General features: G+C 66.1%; 12 protein-coding genes and 1 tRNA gene. 4 read left to right on the forward strand and 9 right to left on the reverse strand.

Annotation, left to right across the window (positions count from 1 at the left end; translation table 11 throughout):
• The first annotated feature begins 228 nt into the window (after positions 1 to 228).
• Positions 229 to 1,212, forward strand: a complete 984-nt coding sequence (gene dmeF, locus AB1I47_RS21075; RefSeq protein WP_354685665.1) for a CDF family Co(II)/Ni(II) efflux transporter DmeF — start codon at positions 229 to 231, stop codon at positions 1,210 to 1,212.
• Between the two features lie 33 nt (positions 1,213 to 1,245).
• Here dmeF and AB1I47_RS21080 read toward each other — a convergent pair whose 3' ends face one another.
• From AB1I47_RS21080 to AB1I47_RS21095, 4 genes are all read right to left on the reverse strand, one after another.
• Positions 1,246 to 1,689: a GNAT family N-acetyltransferase gene (locus AB1I47_RS21080; RefSeq protein WP_354685666.1), complete on the reverse strand. Its 444-nt coding sequence runs from the start codon at positions 1,687 to 1,689 to the stop codon at positions 1,246 to 1,248.
• 408 nt (positions 1,690 to 2,097) lie between these two features.
• Positions 2,098 to 2,172 (reverse strand) — tRNA-Cys (locus AB1I47_RS21085).
• Between the two features lie 110 nt (positions 2,173 to 2,282).
• Positions 2,283 to 2,759 carry a bacterioferritin gene (gene bfr / locus AB1I47_RS21090; RefSeq protein WP_354685667.1) on the reverse strand — a complete coding sequence of 159 codons (477 nt, stop codon included), beginning with the start codon at positions 2,757 to 2,759 and terminating at the stop codon, positions 2,283 to 2,285.
• A gap of 275 nt (positions 2,760 to 3,034) precedes the next feature.
• Positions 3,035 to 4,015: a Bug family tripartite tricarboxylate transporter substrate binding protein gene (locus AB1I47_RS21095; RefSeq protein WP_354685668.1), complete on the reverse strand. Its 981-nt coding sequence runs from the start codon at positions 4,013 to 4,015 to the stop codon at positions 3,035 to 3,037.
• 125 nt (positions 4,016 to 4,140) lie between these two features.
• Between AB1I47_RS21095 and AB1I47_RS21100 the strand changes: the two genes are divergently transcribed.
• Complete coding sequence (locus tag AB1I47_RS21100; protein WP_354685669.1) at positions 4,141 to 5,079, forward strand: LysR family transcriptional regulator; 939 nt, start codon at positions 4,141 to 4,143, stop codon at positions 5,077 to 5,079.
• A gap of 158 nt (positions 5,080 to 5,237) precedes the next feature.
• On the forward strand, positions 5,238 to 6,194 hold the full coding sequence (locus AB1I47_RS21105) for a SphA family protein (RefSeq protein WP_354685670.1): 957 nt from the start codon (positions 5,238 to 5,240) through the stop codon (positions 6,192 to 6,194).
• Between the two features lie 278 nt (positions 6,195 to 6,472).
• Here the strand turns inward: AB1I47_RS21105 and glmS are convergent, their stop codons facing one another.
• Positions 6,473 to 8,311, reverse strand: coding sequence for a glutamine--fructose-6-phosphate transaminase (isomerizing) (gene glmS, locus AB1I47_RS21110; protein ID WP_354685676.1), 1,839 nt, complete (start codon positions 8,309 to 8,311; stop codon positions 6,473 to 6,475).
• Between the two features lie 107 nt (positions 8,312 to 8,418).
• Positions 8,419 to 9,792, reverse strand: a complete 1,374-nt coding sequence (glmU, locus tag AB1I47_RS21115) for a bifunctional UDP-N-acetylglucosamine diphosphorylase/glucosamine-1-phosphate N-acetyltransferase GlmU (protein ID WP_354685671.1) — start codon at positions 9,790 to 9,792, stop codon at positions 8,419 to 8,421.
• Positions 9,793 to 10,091: 299 nt separating this feature from the next.
• Between glmU and AB1I47_RS21120 the strand changes: the two genes are divergently transcribed.
• The gene (locus tag AB1I47_RS21120; protein WP_354685672.1) at positions 10,092 to 10,919 is read left to right on the forward strand and encodes a DUF6279 family lipoprotein; all 828 of its coding nucleotides are present in this window, start codon (positions 10,092 to 10,094) and stop codon (positions 10,917 to 10,919) included.
• A gap of 100 nt (positions 10,920 to 11,019) precedes the next feature.
• Here the strand turns inward: AB1I47_RS21120 and ttcA are convergent, their stop codons facing one another.
• From ttcA to AB1I47_RS21135, 3 genes are all read right to left on the reverse strand, one after another.
• Positions 11,020 to 11,949: a tRNA 2-thiocytidine(32) synthetase TtcA gene (ttcA, locus tag AB1I47_RS21125; RefSeq protein WP_354685673.1), complete on the reverse strand. Its 930-nt coding sequence runs from the start codon at positions 11,947 to 11,949 to the stop codon at positions 11,020 to 11,022.
• 105 nt (positions 11,950 to 12,054) lie between these two features.
• A complete protein-coding gene (locus AB1I47_RS21130; protein WP_022533327.1) occupies positions 12,055 to 12,456 on the reverse strand; it encodes a dihydroneopterin aldolase in 402 nt (133 codons plus the stop codon).
• 115 nt (positions 12,457 to 12,571) lie between these two features.
• Positions 12,572 to 13,382, reverse strand: an 811-nt coding sequence (locus AB1I47_RS21135) for an SDR family oxidoreductase (RefSeq protein WP_354685674.1), incomplete at its 5' end; no start/stop codon positions are given.

The following is a 13,382-nucleotide window of genomic DNA, read 5'->3' on the forward strand; positions in this document are numbered from 1 at the left end:
TCCCAGCGAGGCAGTGTAATCGCCGAATTCACGGACAGGATGTCGCCCCACGACAATCATTCGTTCTTGAGATTCATGAATCGCTGACCGCCGCTACTGCCCTTATGCCGTCAGGGACGCACCCGCCGGCGCACCATGCCTCTGCTACCCTTGCGCCTGACGCGGCCACGCCTCGCCATCCATTCAGGCCGCCACAGACTGACTTCAAGCACAACGCAGGATTCGCCAATGCATACCCACGATCTGTCCGCGTGGACCCACAGCCACGCCTTTGATGCCGGCAACCGTGCCGCCGAACGCGGCACGCGCCTGGTGATGATCATCACGGCCATCACCATGGTGGTGGAGATCGCCGCCGGCCTGTGGTTCAACTCGATGGCGCTGCTGGCCGACGGCTGGCATATGAGCTCGCACGCTTTCGCCATCGGCCTGTCCGCGTTTGCCTACGCCGCCGCGCGCCGCTATGCCGGCGACTGGCGCTTTGCCTTTGGCACCTGGAAGATCGAGGTGCTGGCCGGTTTTGCCAGCGCGGTGTTCCTGCTCGGCATCGCGGCGCTGATGGCGGCGGGCTCGGTCGAGCGGCTGTTCAGCCCGCAGGCGATTCACTACCGCGAGGCCATGGCGGTGACCGCGCTCGGCCTGCTGGTCAACCTGGGCTGCGCGCTGATCCTTGGCGGGCATTCACATGGGCACGGCCACGATCACGGTCATGGCCACCATCACCACGAACATGACCCCCACCCTCACCACCACGACATCAACCTGCGCGCCGCCTATGTGCATGTGCTGGCCGATGCCGCGACCTCGGTGCTGGCGATCGTCGCGCTGGCCGGCGGCTGGTGGCTGGGCTGGGCCTGGCTGGACCCGGTGATGGGACTGGTGGGCGCGGCGCTGGTAGGCAAGTGGGCGATCGGCCTGCTGCGCCAGAGCGGCACGGTGCTGCTGGACCGCGAGATGGACCACCCGGTGGTGGAAGAAGTGCGCGAGGTGCTGGCCGGCCTCGACCACGACGACACCCGCGGTGAAGAAGGCACCCGCGTGACCGACCTGCACGTATGGCGCGTCGGCCGCGACAAGTTTGCCTGCATCGTTTGCCTGATCACGCATGATCTGGCGCTGACGCCGCAGCGTGTGCGCCAGGCGCTGTCCGTGCACGAGGAGCTGGTGCACGTGACCGTCGAGATCAGCCGCTGCGGGGATGGCGCGCACTGAGGCTCAGCGCGCACCGCCCGGATCAGTCCGGGCTCAACTCAGCTCGCACCACATGCACAGCGGCGGCGTATCGGTATGGCGGTGGAATTCGCTGGAGGACATCACCTCCTGCGGCAGCTTGGCGGCGGGCACCAGCGTAAAGCCGTAGCGGGCGAAATAGCTGGGGCAGCTCGACGCCAGCAGCACCGCGCGGCGCGCACCATTGGCCCGCGCGCGCATCAGCGCGGCGCGCACCACGTGCGTGGCCACGCCCCGGTCGCGATGCTCGGGCAGCACGGCCACGGAGCGGATCACCACGGTCTGGCCGAACGGCTCGCCGGCGGCGCAGCCGACGATCTGCGATTCGAGGATGGCGACATGAAAGTGTTCCAGCACCCGGAACACATCGTCTGTCGGCAGGCCGCAGCGCTCGAGCACCGCGCCCACGGCTGGCGCGTCCGAGGGCATGGCCGCCCGGATTCGCAAGTCTTTCATCATCAGGAGCCTCTCTTCTTCACATCACTTAGCGACGGGAACACCATGGAAGCCCGGCATGGTTGCGCCGCCGGGGAGACGGCGCGCTGCAGAGCAGACCTTTCGGCCTGAACCGGCAACACTACCCGATTCGTTCGCATTGTTCCATCCGGGATGAAACCCATAAACGAAGGCCGGCGCACATGCCACGTGTCCGGAAATCGCTGCAGCAATCTGGCGCAGGCGCGCATGGCAGCGGCTTCACGTATCGGGAAAATGCGTGGCGCGGGCACAGATACATGCGCCGCGGAATGCGGGAAAACGAGAAGAGTTGCGTGGGAGGCGCGCACGGTGTGCGCAGCGCTGCGCAAGTGGCGAAACGCCGTTCAGGTCCGGCGGCCATTCACCGGCAATGGGCCGGCAATGGAAAACTGGAGGCGGGGATCCGGAATCGAACCGTCGTATACGGCTTTGCAGGCCGTTGCATCACCACTCTGCCACCCCGCCGGTGACACAGCGTCCGAACGACGCCGCGTGTTGCGGGCCGCAGTGTAGCGGGAAATGGAAAAGTTTGCAGGCGACCGCGCCGGCATGGCGCACGAGCCAGGCGGCGACGCCTAGCCGATCCCGCCCATCGCCGACTGGATATAGTTCTGCAGGCCGACCTTGTTCACCAGTTCGAGCTGCGCTTCGAGCCAGTCGATATGCTCTTCGGTGTCTTCCAGGATATCGACCACGATCTCGCGCGACACATAGTCGCCGACCGACTCGAAATACTTGATCGCATCCTTGCAGCTTGCCTGCGAAACCTGTTCGAGCTTGAGGTCGCAGCCGAGCATTTCCTCGGTGTTCTCGCCTATCAGCAGCTTGTCGAGGTCTTGCAGGTTGGGCAGGCCGTCGAGCAGCAGGATGCGCTCGATCAGCTTGTCGGCGTGCTTCATTTCCTCGATCGATTCCTCGTATTCATGCTTGCCCAGGGCACCAAGACCCCAATGCCGGTACATGCGGGCATGCAGGAAATACTGGTTGATCGCGGTCAGCTCATGCCGGAGCTGTCCATTGAGCAACTGGATTACCTTCTTGTCGCTTTTCATGGCAACCCCTTACGACCCCTCGATACGGTTGGAACCATTCTTGTTTTTGTGCACGCGGAAATCCGCAGCGAATATCCTGCCGTGGCTTTCATGGTAGTTCGGCCAAGACGGACATCAAGCTAATTTGGCGGGTTTTCCTGGTTTTCGCCGGGCCTTTGCGGATGCGAATATCAATGGTTTTCATTCGGTTCCCTGGGGCAATGAGAACAAATGGAAAGCGGGCGGACACGATTTCGACCGCGCCGCCCGCCATCCGTATTCCGCCAGCAAATGAATCAGTCCAGCTTCGCACCCGAATCCGCCACCAGCGTTTTCAGCACCGGCCAGTCGCGCGCATAGAGTGCCTGCGCCTCGGCCGGCGAATTGCCCACCGTGCGCAGGCCCAGCGCCGTCATCCGCGCCTGCATGTCGGGCGTCTGCAGGATCGCGCGCACCTCGGCCTCCAGCTTTGCCAGCACCGGCGCGGGCACGCCCACCGGCGCCATCAGGCTGATCCAGCCCAGTGTCTTGAAGGCGCCGTCGTTCATGCCAGATTCGGCGAAGGTCGGCAACTCCGGCAGCACGCCGCTGCGCTGCGTGCCCGTCACCGCCAGCGCCTTGAGCTTGCCGCTCTGGATATACGGCTTAGCCGTCAGGATGCTGGCAAAGCCGAACTGCACCTGGCCGCCGAGCAGATCCTGCATCATCGGCGCCTCGCCCTTGTACGGCACGTGCGTGGCTTCCCCGCGCGTGAGCTTGCTGAGGTAGGCGCCGCTCAGGTGCGACAGCGAACCCACGCCCCACGAGGCATAGGTGACCTTGCCCGGGCGGCCGCGCGCGTAATCGCCCAGTTCGCGCACGGTGCGCGCCGGCACCGACGGATGCGCCACCAGCACCAGTTGCGAATCGGCCAGCACGCTGATCATGGTCAGGTCCTTGCGCGGATCGTAGGGCAGCTTTTCGTACAGGAACTGGTTGGTCAGCACCGACTGCGTGATCGTCAGCAGCAGCGTGTAGCCATCGGGCGCGGCCTTGGCCACGGCGTCGGTGCCGATGATGCCGGAGGCGCCGGCCTTGTTCTCCACCACCACCGGCTGGCCCAGCCGCTTGCCGAGCTTCTCGCCCATGGCGCGGGCGATGGTGTCGGTGCCGCCGCCAGCCACATAGGGCACCACGATGCGGATCGGCTTGGCGGGATAGTTCTGTGCCGCGGCGGGCAAGGCCAGGCTGAGCGTCAGCCCGCCGATGGCGAGCGCGAGCAGTGCGCGTCGGTTCATGTCGTCGTCTCCAGGTCGTCTTTATGGTTTTGGAGAACAACGGTAGCGGGCTTGAGAAACCACGTCCAATGCAATATTTTTCAGGTTTCCATGCAAAAACGGTTAGTTCGATGGCGCCTATGGGCATGCGGCAACTGCATCACTTCGTCACGCTGGTCGAACAGGGCAGCTTTGCCCGCGCCGCCACCGCGCTGCACCTGTCGCAGCCGGCACTGACGCGCAGCATCCAGGCGCTGGAGGCCGACCTGGGACCGTTGATCGACCGGAGCTACGGCAAGGTGCGCCCCACCGCCGCCGGCGCGCTGGTGCTGGAGCGGGCGCGCCGCATGCTGCGCGAGAGCCGCGAACTGCGCCGCGACCTGCAGTTGCTGGAGCAGGTGGAGATCGGCGAGATCCGCGCGGGCTTCGGGCCGTTCGCGGCGTCGTTCCTGCTCGATCCGGTGCTGGAGGCGCTGGTGCAACGCTACCCGCAACTGCGCATCGATGTGGAGACCGCCGACACGCCGACCATGCTGCGCGCGCTGGAAGCCGAGCGGCTCGATGTCTTCGTCGGCGAAAGCCGCAGCCTGGCTGCGCTTACGCATCTGCAGATCGAACGGCTGCCGGCGCTGGAAACCGGCTTCTTCGTGCGCAGCACCCATGCGCTGGCGCGACAGCGCGAAGTCAGCCTTGCCGCACTGACCGGCTACCCGGTGGCCGGACCGCGGCTGCCGCCGCATATCCGTGATTTCTTCAGGCAAGCGTTGCACGATGCCATGGGCAAGCAGCCCGGCCCCGCCGGCGAAGACGCCCCTGCCCTGCTGACCGTAAGCTGCAACGACATGCACGCACTGCGCTCGCTGATGCTGGCGACCGACGCCGTGGCGCTGGTGCCGGCGGCGATGATGGCCGATGCCTGCACGCAAGGCACGGCGGTAGCGCTGCCGATGCGCCCGCCCAGCGAGCTGCGGGCGCAGTACGGCATCGTGTCGCTGGCCGGACACTCACCGTCGCCGGCCACGCGCGCGTTCGTTTCGCTGGTCCATGAAGTGCTGGCGCAAACGGACGCAGGCAGCCGCGCTTAACCCGGCTAACCCGACGAAAATCCCGAAGCGCGCCGCTTAAACCTTTCAGATCGCCAGCCATGGCTCGCGTGCTATGTTGGTCGCCAGCACGAACCGGCCGATCGCGCCGGCACACCGGCAGCCCGCCATTCCCGCTGCTGCTTCGGAGGCCCCCTGACATGTCCACCAAGACTGCCCGCCGGCTGGTGTCGGCGCTTGCCCTGCTGTGCGCGCCCGCCGGCGCCTACGCCACCGAGGGCGCGCTCGGCCGGCCCGTCACCGGCACCAGCGTCATGCCCCACGCCGGCGTCGTCGCGCCGGAACCGATCCTGGCTGTCAATATCGGCGAGCTCTACCTCGATGGCTCGATCAGCGGCAGCCGCACCGTGCCCGTTGCCGGCAAGGCGTCGCTGGGCATCGACGGCAAGGTCGCGTTCACGCTGGCGACGGTGATGAAGGTCTGGGACACCGGCCCCGGCGCATGGAACTTCGCCTCAAGCTTCACGCTGCCGTATGTGTGGACCAGGGTGACGGCCAACGTCAGCGCCGGGGCCTTTTCCCGCAGTTCGCAGGACACCGCGTCGAACCTGTTCGATATCTATTTCACGCCGGCCATCGCCGGCTACCACTTCTCCAAGACCGAGCACGTTGCGCTCAGCCTCAACATCTGGGCCCCCACCGGCAAGTACGATCCGAACGCACTGGCCAACCCCAGCCTGAACAACTGGACCTTCGTGCCGCAGGTGGCCTACACCAAGATGTTTCCCGAATACGGGCTGGAGTTCGATGCCGTGGCCGGGCTCCAGTTCTACACGCGCAACAGCGCCACGGATTACCAGAACGCGCCGCTGTTCACGCTGGACACGATGCTGCTCAAGCGCTTTGCCAATGGCGCCGGCGTGGGCCTGATCGCCGGCACCACGCAGCAGCTCGGCGACGACAGCGGCCCGCTGGCCGACCGACTGAACGGCTTCCGCGGGCATGACTGGGCCGTGGGGCCGATCGTTACCTACGACACGAAGATTGGCGCCAAGAGCCTGCTGTCGCTGAGCCTGCGCTGGGTGCCGACGGTGGCGGGCAAGAACCGGTTGAAGAGCACCAGTACGGTGATGGGGACGGCGGCGATTGTGTTTTGAGGACCGATGGAAAGGACAAGGAGCGCGGTGTTGAGTGCGCCAAAGCCGCCCGAACTGGCCCAAGCAAGGTGTTCTCCCTCTCCCCTCAGGGTCCTCAGGGGGAGAGGGCTGGGGAGAGGGGTGGGCTAGCAAGGAACCCCATCGAGCGGGGCCAACGGTTTCAACCCGCGGGCGTCAGCCCTTGACGCTCCTGCCCTCTCCCCCGGCACCTCTCCCGCAAGCGGGAGAGGGGAGCAAACAAGCGCTGTTTCCAACGCTAACGGTTGGCTCCGCCGCCCTTATTCCACCGTCACCGACTTAGCCAGATTCCGCGGCTTATCGACATCCGTCCCGCGCGCGCACGCGGTGTGATACGCCAGCAGCTGCAGCGGCACCACATGCAGGATCGGCGACAGGTCGCCATAGTGCTCGGGCATGCGGATCACCTGGATCCCGTCGGACGACTGGATCTGCGTATCGCTGTCGGCAAACACATAGAGCCGGCCGCCGCGCGCACGCACTTCCTGGATATTGGACTTGAGCTTCTCCAGCAGCGCGTCGTTGGGCGCGACGGTGACCACCGGCATTGCCTCGGTCACCAGCGCCAGCGGGCCGTGCTTCAGTTCACCGGCCGGGTAAGCCTCGGCGTGGATATACGAGATTTCCTTCAGCTTGAGCGCGCCTTCCAGCGCGATCGGGTAATGCAGGCCGCGGCCCAGGAACAGCGCGTTCTCGCGGCGTGCGAAGTCTTCCGACCAGGCGATGATCTGTGGCTCCAGCGCCAGCACGCCGTGCAGCGCCGCGGGCAGATGGCGCAGGTTGGCCAGGTCGCGCGCCTCGGCCTCTTCGGTCAGCAGGCCGCGCGTCTTGGCCAGCGCCAGCGTCAGCATGTACAGCGCGGCAAGCTGCGTAGTGAAGGCCTTGGTCGAGGCCACGCCGATCTCGGTGCCGGCGCGGGTCAGGAAGCGCAGTTCGGTCTCGCGCACCATCGCACTGGTGGCGACGTTGCAGACCGCCAGCGTATGCACGTGGCCAAGCGCGCGCGCGTGGCGCAGCGCGGCCATGGTGTCGGCGGTCTCGCCGGATTGCGAGATCACCACCACCAGCGCGCGCGGGTTCGGCACGGTGTCGCGGTAGCGGTATTCGCTGGCCACCTCGACCTGCGTCGGGATCTTGGCAATGCTTTCCAGCCAGTATTTGGCGGTGCAGCCCGAGTAGTAGCTGGTGCCGCAGGCCAGGATCAGGATGTTGTCGATGCCGGCAAAGACCTCGGCCGCGCCCGGGCCGAACAGCTCGGGCGAGATGGTCTCGATGCCTTCCAGCGTGTCGCCCAGCGCGCGCGGCTGCTCGAAGATTTCCTTCTGCATGAAGTGGCGGTACGGGCCCAGCTCGACCGACGCGGCGTGGGCTTCGACCACGCGTGCCTCGCGCTCGACTGCGTGGTCGTGTGCGTCGTGGATGGCCACGCCGTCCAGCGAGATCTCGACCACATCGCCCTCTTCCAGGTAGATGATGCGGTTGGCGGTGCCGGCCACGGCAAGTGCGTCGGAGGCGAGGAAGGCTTCGTTCTCGCCCAGTGCCACCACCAGCGGCGAACCGGCGCGCGCGCCGACCACGACGCCGGGCAGGTCCTTGGCGAGCACCGCGATGGCGTAGGCGCCGTGCAGGCGCTTGGTCACCGCGCGCACCGAGGCGAACAGGTCGCCGCGCGTGGCGCTGCTGGGATAGGTGTAGGCCTGGTGGATCAGGTGGGCGACCACTTCGGTGTCGGTCTGCGACTCGAAGCCGTAGCCGACCGCGCGCAGTTCCTCGCGCAGCGGCTCGTAGTTCTCGATGATGCCGTTGTGCACCAGCGCGATGGTCTCGCCCGACATATGCGGGTGCGCATTGACGGTATCGGGCTTGCCATGGGTGGCCCAGCGCGTATGCGCGACGCCGGTCAGGCCCGACAGGCCCGAGGCCTGGGTCTGCGCGTCGAGGTCGGCCACGCGCGACACGGTGCGCGCACGCTCCACCGTATCGTCGCGCACGACGGCGACGCCGCACGAGTCATAGCCGCGGTACTCCAGGCGGCGCAGACCTTCGATCAGGACCGGAACGATATTGCGCGTGGAAACCGCGCCGACGATGCCACACATGGTGAACCCCCGTTGCTGGCGCCGCATGCCGGCGCCGGTATGAAACCTGTCGCGCCGCCTCGCCGAGGCGGCGCTCTCCCTACCCGCCCATGCGAGCGGCGTGACGATTACTTCTTCGGCGGCTTGGCTACACGCTGCGGCCGCTGCCAGGCGTCGATGGTCAGCTGCTTCGCCCGCGACAGCGTCAGCTTGTCGGCGGGCGCCTCCTTCGTCAGCGTGGTGCCCGCGCCCAGCGTGGCACCGCGGCGCACCGTCACCGGCGCCACCAGCTGCGTATCGGAGCCGATAAAGACATCGTCCTCGATCACCGTGCGGTGCTTGTTCACACCGTCATAGTTGCAGGTGATAGTACCCGCGCCAATATTGACGCGCGACCCCACTGTGGCATCCCCCACATAGGCCAGGTGGTTGGCCTTGCTGTGGGCGGCCACTTGTGCGTTCTTGACCTCGACGAAGTTGCCGATATGCACATCTTCACCCAGTTCGGTGCCAGGGCGCAGGCGCGCGTACGGGCCGATGCGGCCGGCCGGGCCGATCTTCGCTTCGTCGATATGGCAGAACGGGTGCACCAGCGCGCCCGCGCCGACCGTGCTGTTGCGGATTACGCAATTGGCGCCGATGCGCGCGCCGTCTTCCAGATGCACGCGGCCCTCGAATACGCAGCCGACGTCGATGGTGACGTCGCGGCCGCAGGTCAGCTCGCCGCGCACGTCGATGCGGGCCGGGTCCAGCAGCGTCACGCCCGCTTCGAGCAGGCGGCGGGCCTGATTGCCCTGGTGGATGCGCTCGACTTCGGCAAGCTGCAGCTTGCTGTTGACGCCAAGCGTCTCCCAGATCGCCGCCGGCTGGGCGGAGACGATCTCGACGCCCTCGGCGGCGGCGCGCTCGACGGTGTCGGTCAGGTAGTACTCGCCCTGCGCGTTGTCGTTGCGCAGCGTCGACAGCCATTTGCGCAGGTGGCCGGTCGGGCACACGATAATGCCGGTGTTGATTTCGCGGATCGCCCTGACTGCTTCGCTGGCGTCCTTTTGCTCGACGATACGGACAATGCTGCCCGCGGCGTCGCGCACGATGCGGCCGTAGCCGGTCGGGTCGGGCATCTCGACGGTCAGCACACCGAAACGTTGAGTGCCGGCCTCGGCCACCAGCGCCTGCAGCGTGGCGGCGGTAGTGAGCGGTACATCACCGTAGAGAACCAATGTAGGCTGGCTGTCGTCCAACAATGGAAGTGCCTGCATCACCGCATGGCCCGTACCGAGTTGTTGGGCCTGTTCGGCGAATGCGACATCGTCGGCGGCAACGGCCTCGCGCACGTGCGCGGCGCCATGGCCGACGACGACCACCAGCCGCGACGGCGACAGCGCACGTGCCGTATCCAGGACATGCGCCAGCATGGGCCGCCCGGCTACCGGGTGCAGCACCTTGGGCAAATCGGAATACATCCGCTTGCCCATGCCCGCGGCGAGAATGACGATATTCACAAGGAGACCCCTAAGTGAGTGAGTCCAAAAATATTCTGGAAAACGCCGGCCGGGTGTTCCGCGAATTGCGCCGCCAGGGTTGGCGCAGCGCCGCCGCGCGACCCGCTCATAATCCCGCAAACCCTTGCCAGCATTGGGCTGGCGGTCATCGGGACAACCCCGCGGCGATGCGCGCCGATTTTAACATGGCGCATTCTGCGCAAGGCGCCGCTGTTTCGGATTTTCACAATCGCTGGAGGCGGCGGATTTTCGCGATGCTGGGCGCCGGGGTGTTATGCGCACTGACCGCGTGCAGCGCCATGAAGCTGGGATACCAGCAGGGCGACCGGCTTGCGTACTGGTGGATCGACAATTACGTCGATGTCACCCCCGACCAGGAACCGCCCACGCGCGAGGCCATCGCGCGCTTCTTCGCCTGGCACCGCAAGGCGCAACTACCGGAAATCGCCAATTTGCTGCAGCAGGCCAAGGCGGATGTGCGCCAGCAGGTCACGCCGGCCATGGTCGAGCGCTTCCAGGATGCCTCGCAACGGCTGGCGCGCCAGTCGTTCGAATACGCGATGCCCGACATGGCCGACATGCTCCTGATGCTGACACCCGAGCAGATCCACCGCATGGAGAAGAAATTCGCCGAAGGCAACGCCAAGTACCGCAAGAAATTCCTGAATTCCAACCCGGCGGAGCGGGAAGCGGCACGCTTTGACAAGGTGATGGACTACGCCAAGCTGGTCTACGGCAACTTCTCCAACGAGCAGGAAAAGGCGATCCGCACCGCGATGGCGCCGGTGGTGCAGAACGCCGAGGAGCGCTACGCCGAGCGCGTGGCCCGGCAGCAGGAATGGCTCAAGATGGTGCGCTTCGTGCAGGCCACGCAGCCGCCCAAGGCGCAGGTGATAGACCTGCTGCGGCGCTTCCGCAACTACTGGCAGAACCCGCCGGGCAAGCACGCCGTGAGTCACGACGCCACCAGCAACGCCGGCATCGCGCTGACGGTGGCGATCGCCAATATGACTACGCCGCAGCAGAGGGCGCACGCCGAGGAACGCTTCCAGAAGTGGATCGACGATACGCATGCGCTGATGCGCGAGAAGGCGCACGGGCCGGTGCAGTCGGCGGCGACGAACTGAGAGCTTAAGGGAGGGCGTTGAACGACCGCTTGCGTGCTCCCTTCTCCCGCTTGCGGGAGAAGGGAGCAAACCGCGAGCAGGAGAGACTCTGTCAGCCGGATTACTGCGTACCCGCCGGCTCCGCCGCCGCAGCCGGCCGCTCAAACCGCACGAACTCCATCCGGTTCTCTTCCACGCTGCCAGCAAACACCAGCGGCTGCTGCTGGAACGTGGTCTCGCCAAACAGCGAAGCCTCATCCACCTTGGCCAGCCCAGTCGCAAGACCCGTGAACGGGAACAGCTCGGTATCCGCCAGGTGCGACGGCACCACGTTGCGCAGCGCCGAGAAGATATTGTCGATCCGACCCGGATTCTGGCGCTCCCACTCCTGCAGCATCTCGCTCACTTTCTTGCGCTGCAGGTTTTCCTGCGAGCCGCACAGGTTGCACGGGATGATCGGGAATTCCATCGCGCGCGCATAGGCCGCGATGTCCTTCTCCGAGCAGTACGCCAGCGGCCGGATCACGATGTGCTGGCCGTCGTCGGTCGACAGCTTGGGCGGCATCGCCTTCATCTTGCCGCCGAAGAACATGTTCAGGAAGAAGGTCTGGACAATATCGTCGCGGTGGTGGCCCAGCGCGATCTTGTTGGCGCCCAGCTCCTTGGCGGTGCGGTAGATCACGCCGCGGCGCAGGCGCGAGCACAGCGAGCAGGTAGTCTTGCCCTCGGGCACCTTCTCCTTGACGATCGAGTACGTATCCGCCTCGACGATCACATGCTCCACGCCGACCGACTTCAGGTACTCGGGCAGGATGTGTTCCGGGAAGCCAGGCTGCTTCTGGTCCAGGTTCATCGCGATCAGCTTGAACTTGATCGGCGCGCGCTTTTGCAGCGCCATCAGGACCGACAGCATGGTGTACGAGTCCTTGCCGCCACTCATGCAGACGAGCACGGTGTCGCCGTCCTCGATCATGCCGAAGTCCCCGATGGCCTTGCCGGTTTGCGATTGCAGCCTCGTCTCGAGGCGATAAAAGTTGTTCGAGTGGCTCATGGAGCATCCTGTTGCGTGGCGCCCGCCGGATAGAATGGCCGGCGCGGCGCGAAGGGGCAACATTTTACTTTAGGCGCCCGCACGGTGCCGGCGCCAGTGGGATTGTCAGGCCTGCTTGATATGGAAGACCTCGACGCCGACCGAATCGCAGTCCGGGTACACGTCGGGCTTCTCGGTCGAGACGCGCACCGCACGCACCTTGGGGTGCTTGAGCATCGCGCGCGCGACGTCATCGCACAAGGTTTCCTGCAGGTGCACATGGCCCTGCGCCATGCGCTCGGCCACGGTGTTGCGCATGAAGTCGTAATCGACCACTTCTTCAAGCTTGTCGGCCTGCGGCGTGCTCTGTGCCAGCGGCACGAACAGGTCGATATTGATCAGCACCCGCTGTTCGCCCTTCTTTTCGAATTCGTGCACGCCGATATTGATCTGCACTTCATAGTTGCGCAGGAACATGCGTCGGCAGTCTTGCAGGCTGGGGTGGGAAAGGGCGGCGAGCATGGTCATGGCGGGCTGCGGAGGGAGGAAAAAGGAAAGCCGCACCGGGTGCGGTGCGGCACATCGATCGGTACTTCGCGGTCGGTACTTCAGTATGTCGTCCGGCGGATACGCTGGATTGAGCTTACTCGGTCAGGAACATCACGTCGCGCGACAGCGGCATCAGGTGCTGCCCGCCATCCACGTACAGCGTGGTGCCGGTCACCGCACGGGCCTGCGCCAGGTAGGCGACGGCCTGGGCGATGTCCTCGGGCGTCGACGACTGGCCCAGCGGCGTCACGCGGTGCGCGCGGCGGAAGCTCTGCTCGGACTGCTCGCCCGATACCAGCGTGATGCCCGGTGCCACGCCAACCACGCGCAGGCGCGGCGCCAGCGCCTGCGCCAGCTGCACCGTGGCGGTCTGCAGCGCGGCCTTGGACAGCGTGTACGACAGGAAATCGGGGTTCAGGTTGTCGAGCTTCTGGTCGAGCAGGTTGATCACCACGCCACGCGGCTCGGCCGCCTTGTCGGTGCCGGCCGCTGTAGTCAGCGCCTTGTGCAGCTCGCGCGCCAGCAGCAGCGGCGCCGCGACATTGGTACGCATATGCGTATCGAGCGACGCATACGAGAAACTGGTGGCGACGTCGTACTGGAACAGCGAGGCATTGTTGACCAGGCACGTGGGCACGCCCAGCGCGGCGGTACAGTCCGCCACCAGGCGGCCGGTGGCGGCCTCGTCGGCCAGGTCAGCGCGCAGCACCGCGGCGCGGCGGCCCAGCGCGCGGATCTGCGTGGCCAGGGCTTCGGCTTCGTCCACCGAGCGATGGCAGTGCACGGCCACGTCCCACCCCTGCGCGGCCAGCTCCAGCGCGATGGCGCGGCCCAGGCGGCGCGCGCCACCGGTCACGAGCGCCACGCCGCGGGTGGCGGCGGAAGTCGCCGCGGGCTGGGCGGGC

The organism is Cupriavidus necator (genome assembly GCF_040578825.1).
Classification (GTDB): Bacteria; Pseudomonadota; Gammaproteobacteria; order Burkholderiales; family Burkholderiaceae; genus Cupriavidus; species Cupriavidus necator_E.

Bases quoted from the DNA above. Each gene is read 5' to 3' on its own strand.
- AB1I47_RS21100 (WP_354685669.1), top strand. From the start codon at position 4,141: ATGCGGCAACTGCATCACTTCGTCACGCTGGTCGAACAGGGCAGCTTT.
- AB1I47_RS21105 (WP_354685670.1), top strand. From the start codon at position 5,238: ATGTCCACCAAGACTGCCCGCCGGCTGGTGTCGGCGCTTGCCCTGCTG.
- ttcA (WP_354685673.1), bottom strand. From the start codon at position 11,949: ATGAGCCACTCGAACAACTTTTATCGCCTCGAGACGAGGCTGCAATCG.
- bfr (WP_354685667.1), bottom strand. From the start codon at position 2,759: ATGAAAAGCGACAAGAAGGTAATCCAGTTGCTCAATGGACAGCTCCGG.
- AB1I47_RS21130 (WP_022533327.1), bottom strand. From the start codon at position 12,456: ATGACCATGCTCGCCGCCCTTTCCCACCCCAGCCTGCAAGACTGCCGA.
- AB1I47_RS21120 (WP_354685672.1), top strand. From the start codon at position 10,092: ATGAAGCTGGGATACCAGCAGGGCGACCGGCTTGCGTACTGGTGGATC.
- dmeF (WP_354685665.1), top strand. From the start codon at position 229: ATGCATACCCACGATCTGTCCGCGTGGACCCACAGCCACGCCTTTGAT.
- glmS (WP_354685676.1), bottom strand. From the start codon at position 8,311: ATGTGTGGCATCGTCGGCGCGGTTTCCACGCGCAATATCGTTCCGGTC.
- AB1I47_RS21080 (WP_354685666.1), bottom strand. From the start codon at position 1,689: ATGATGAAAGACTTGCGAATCCGGGCGGCCATGCCCTCGGACGCGCCA.
- AB1I47_RS21095 (WP_354685668.1), bottom strand. From the start codon at position 4,015: ATGAACCGACGCGCACTGCTCGCGCTCGCCATCGGCGGGCTGACGCTC.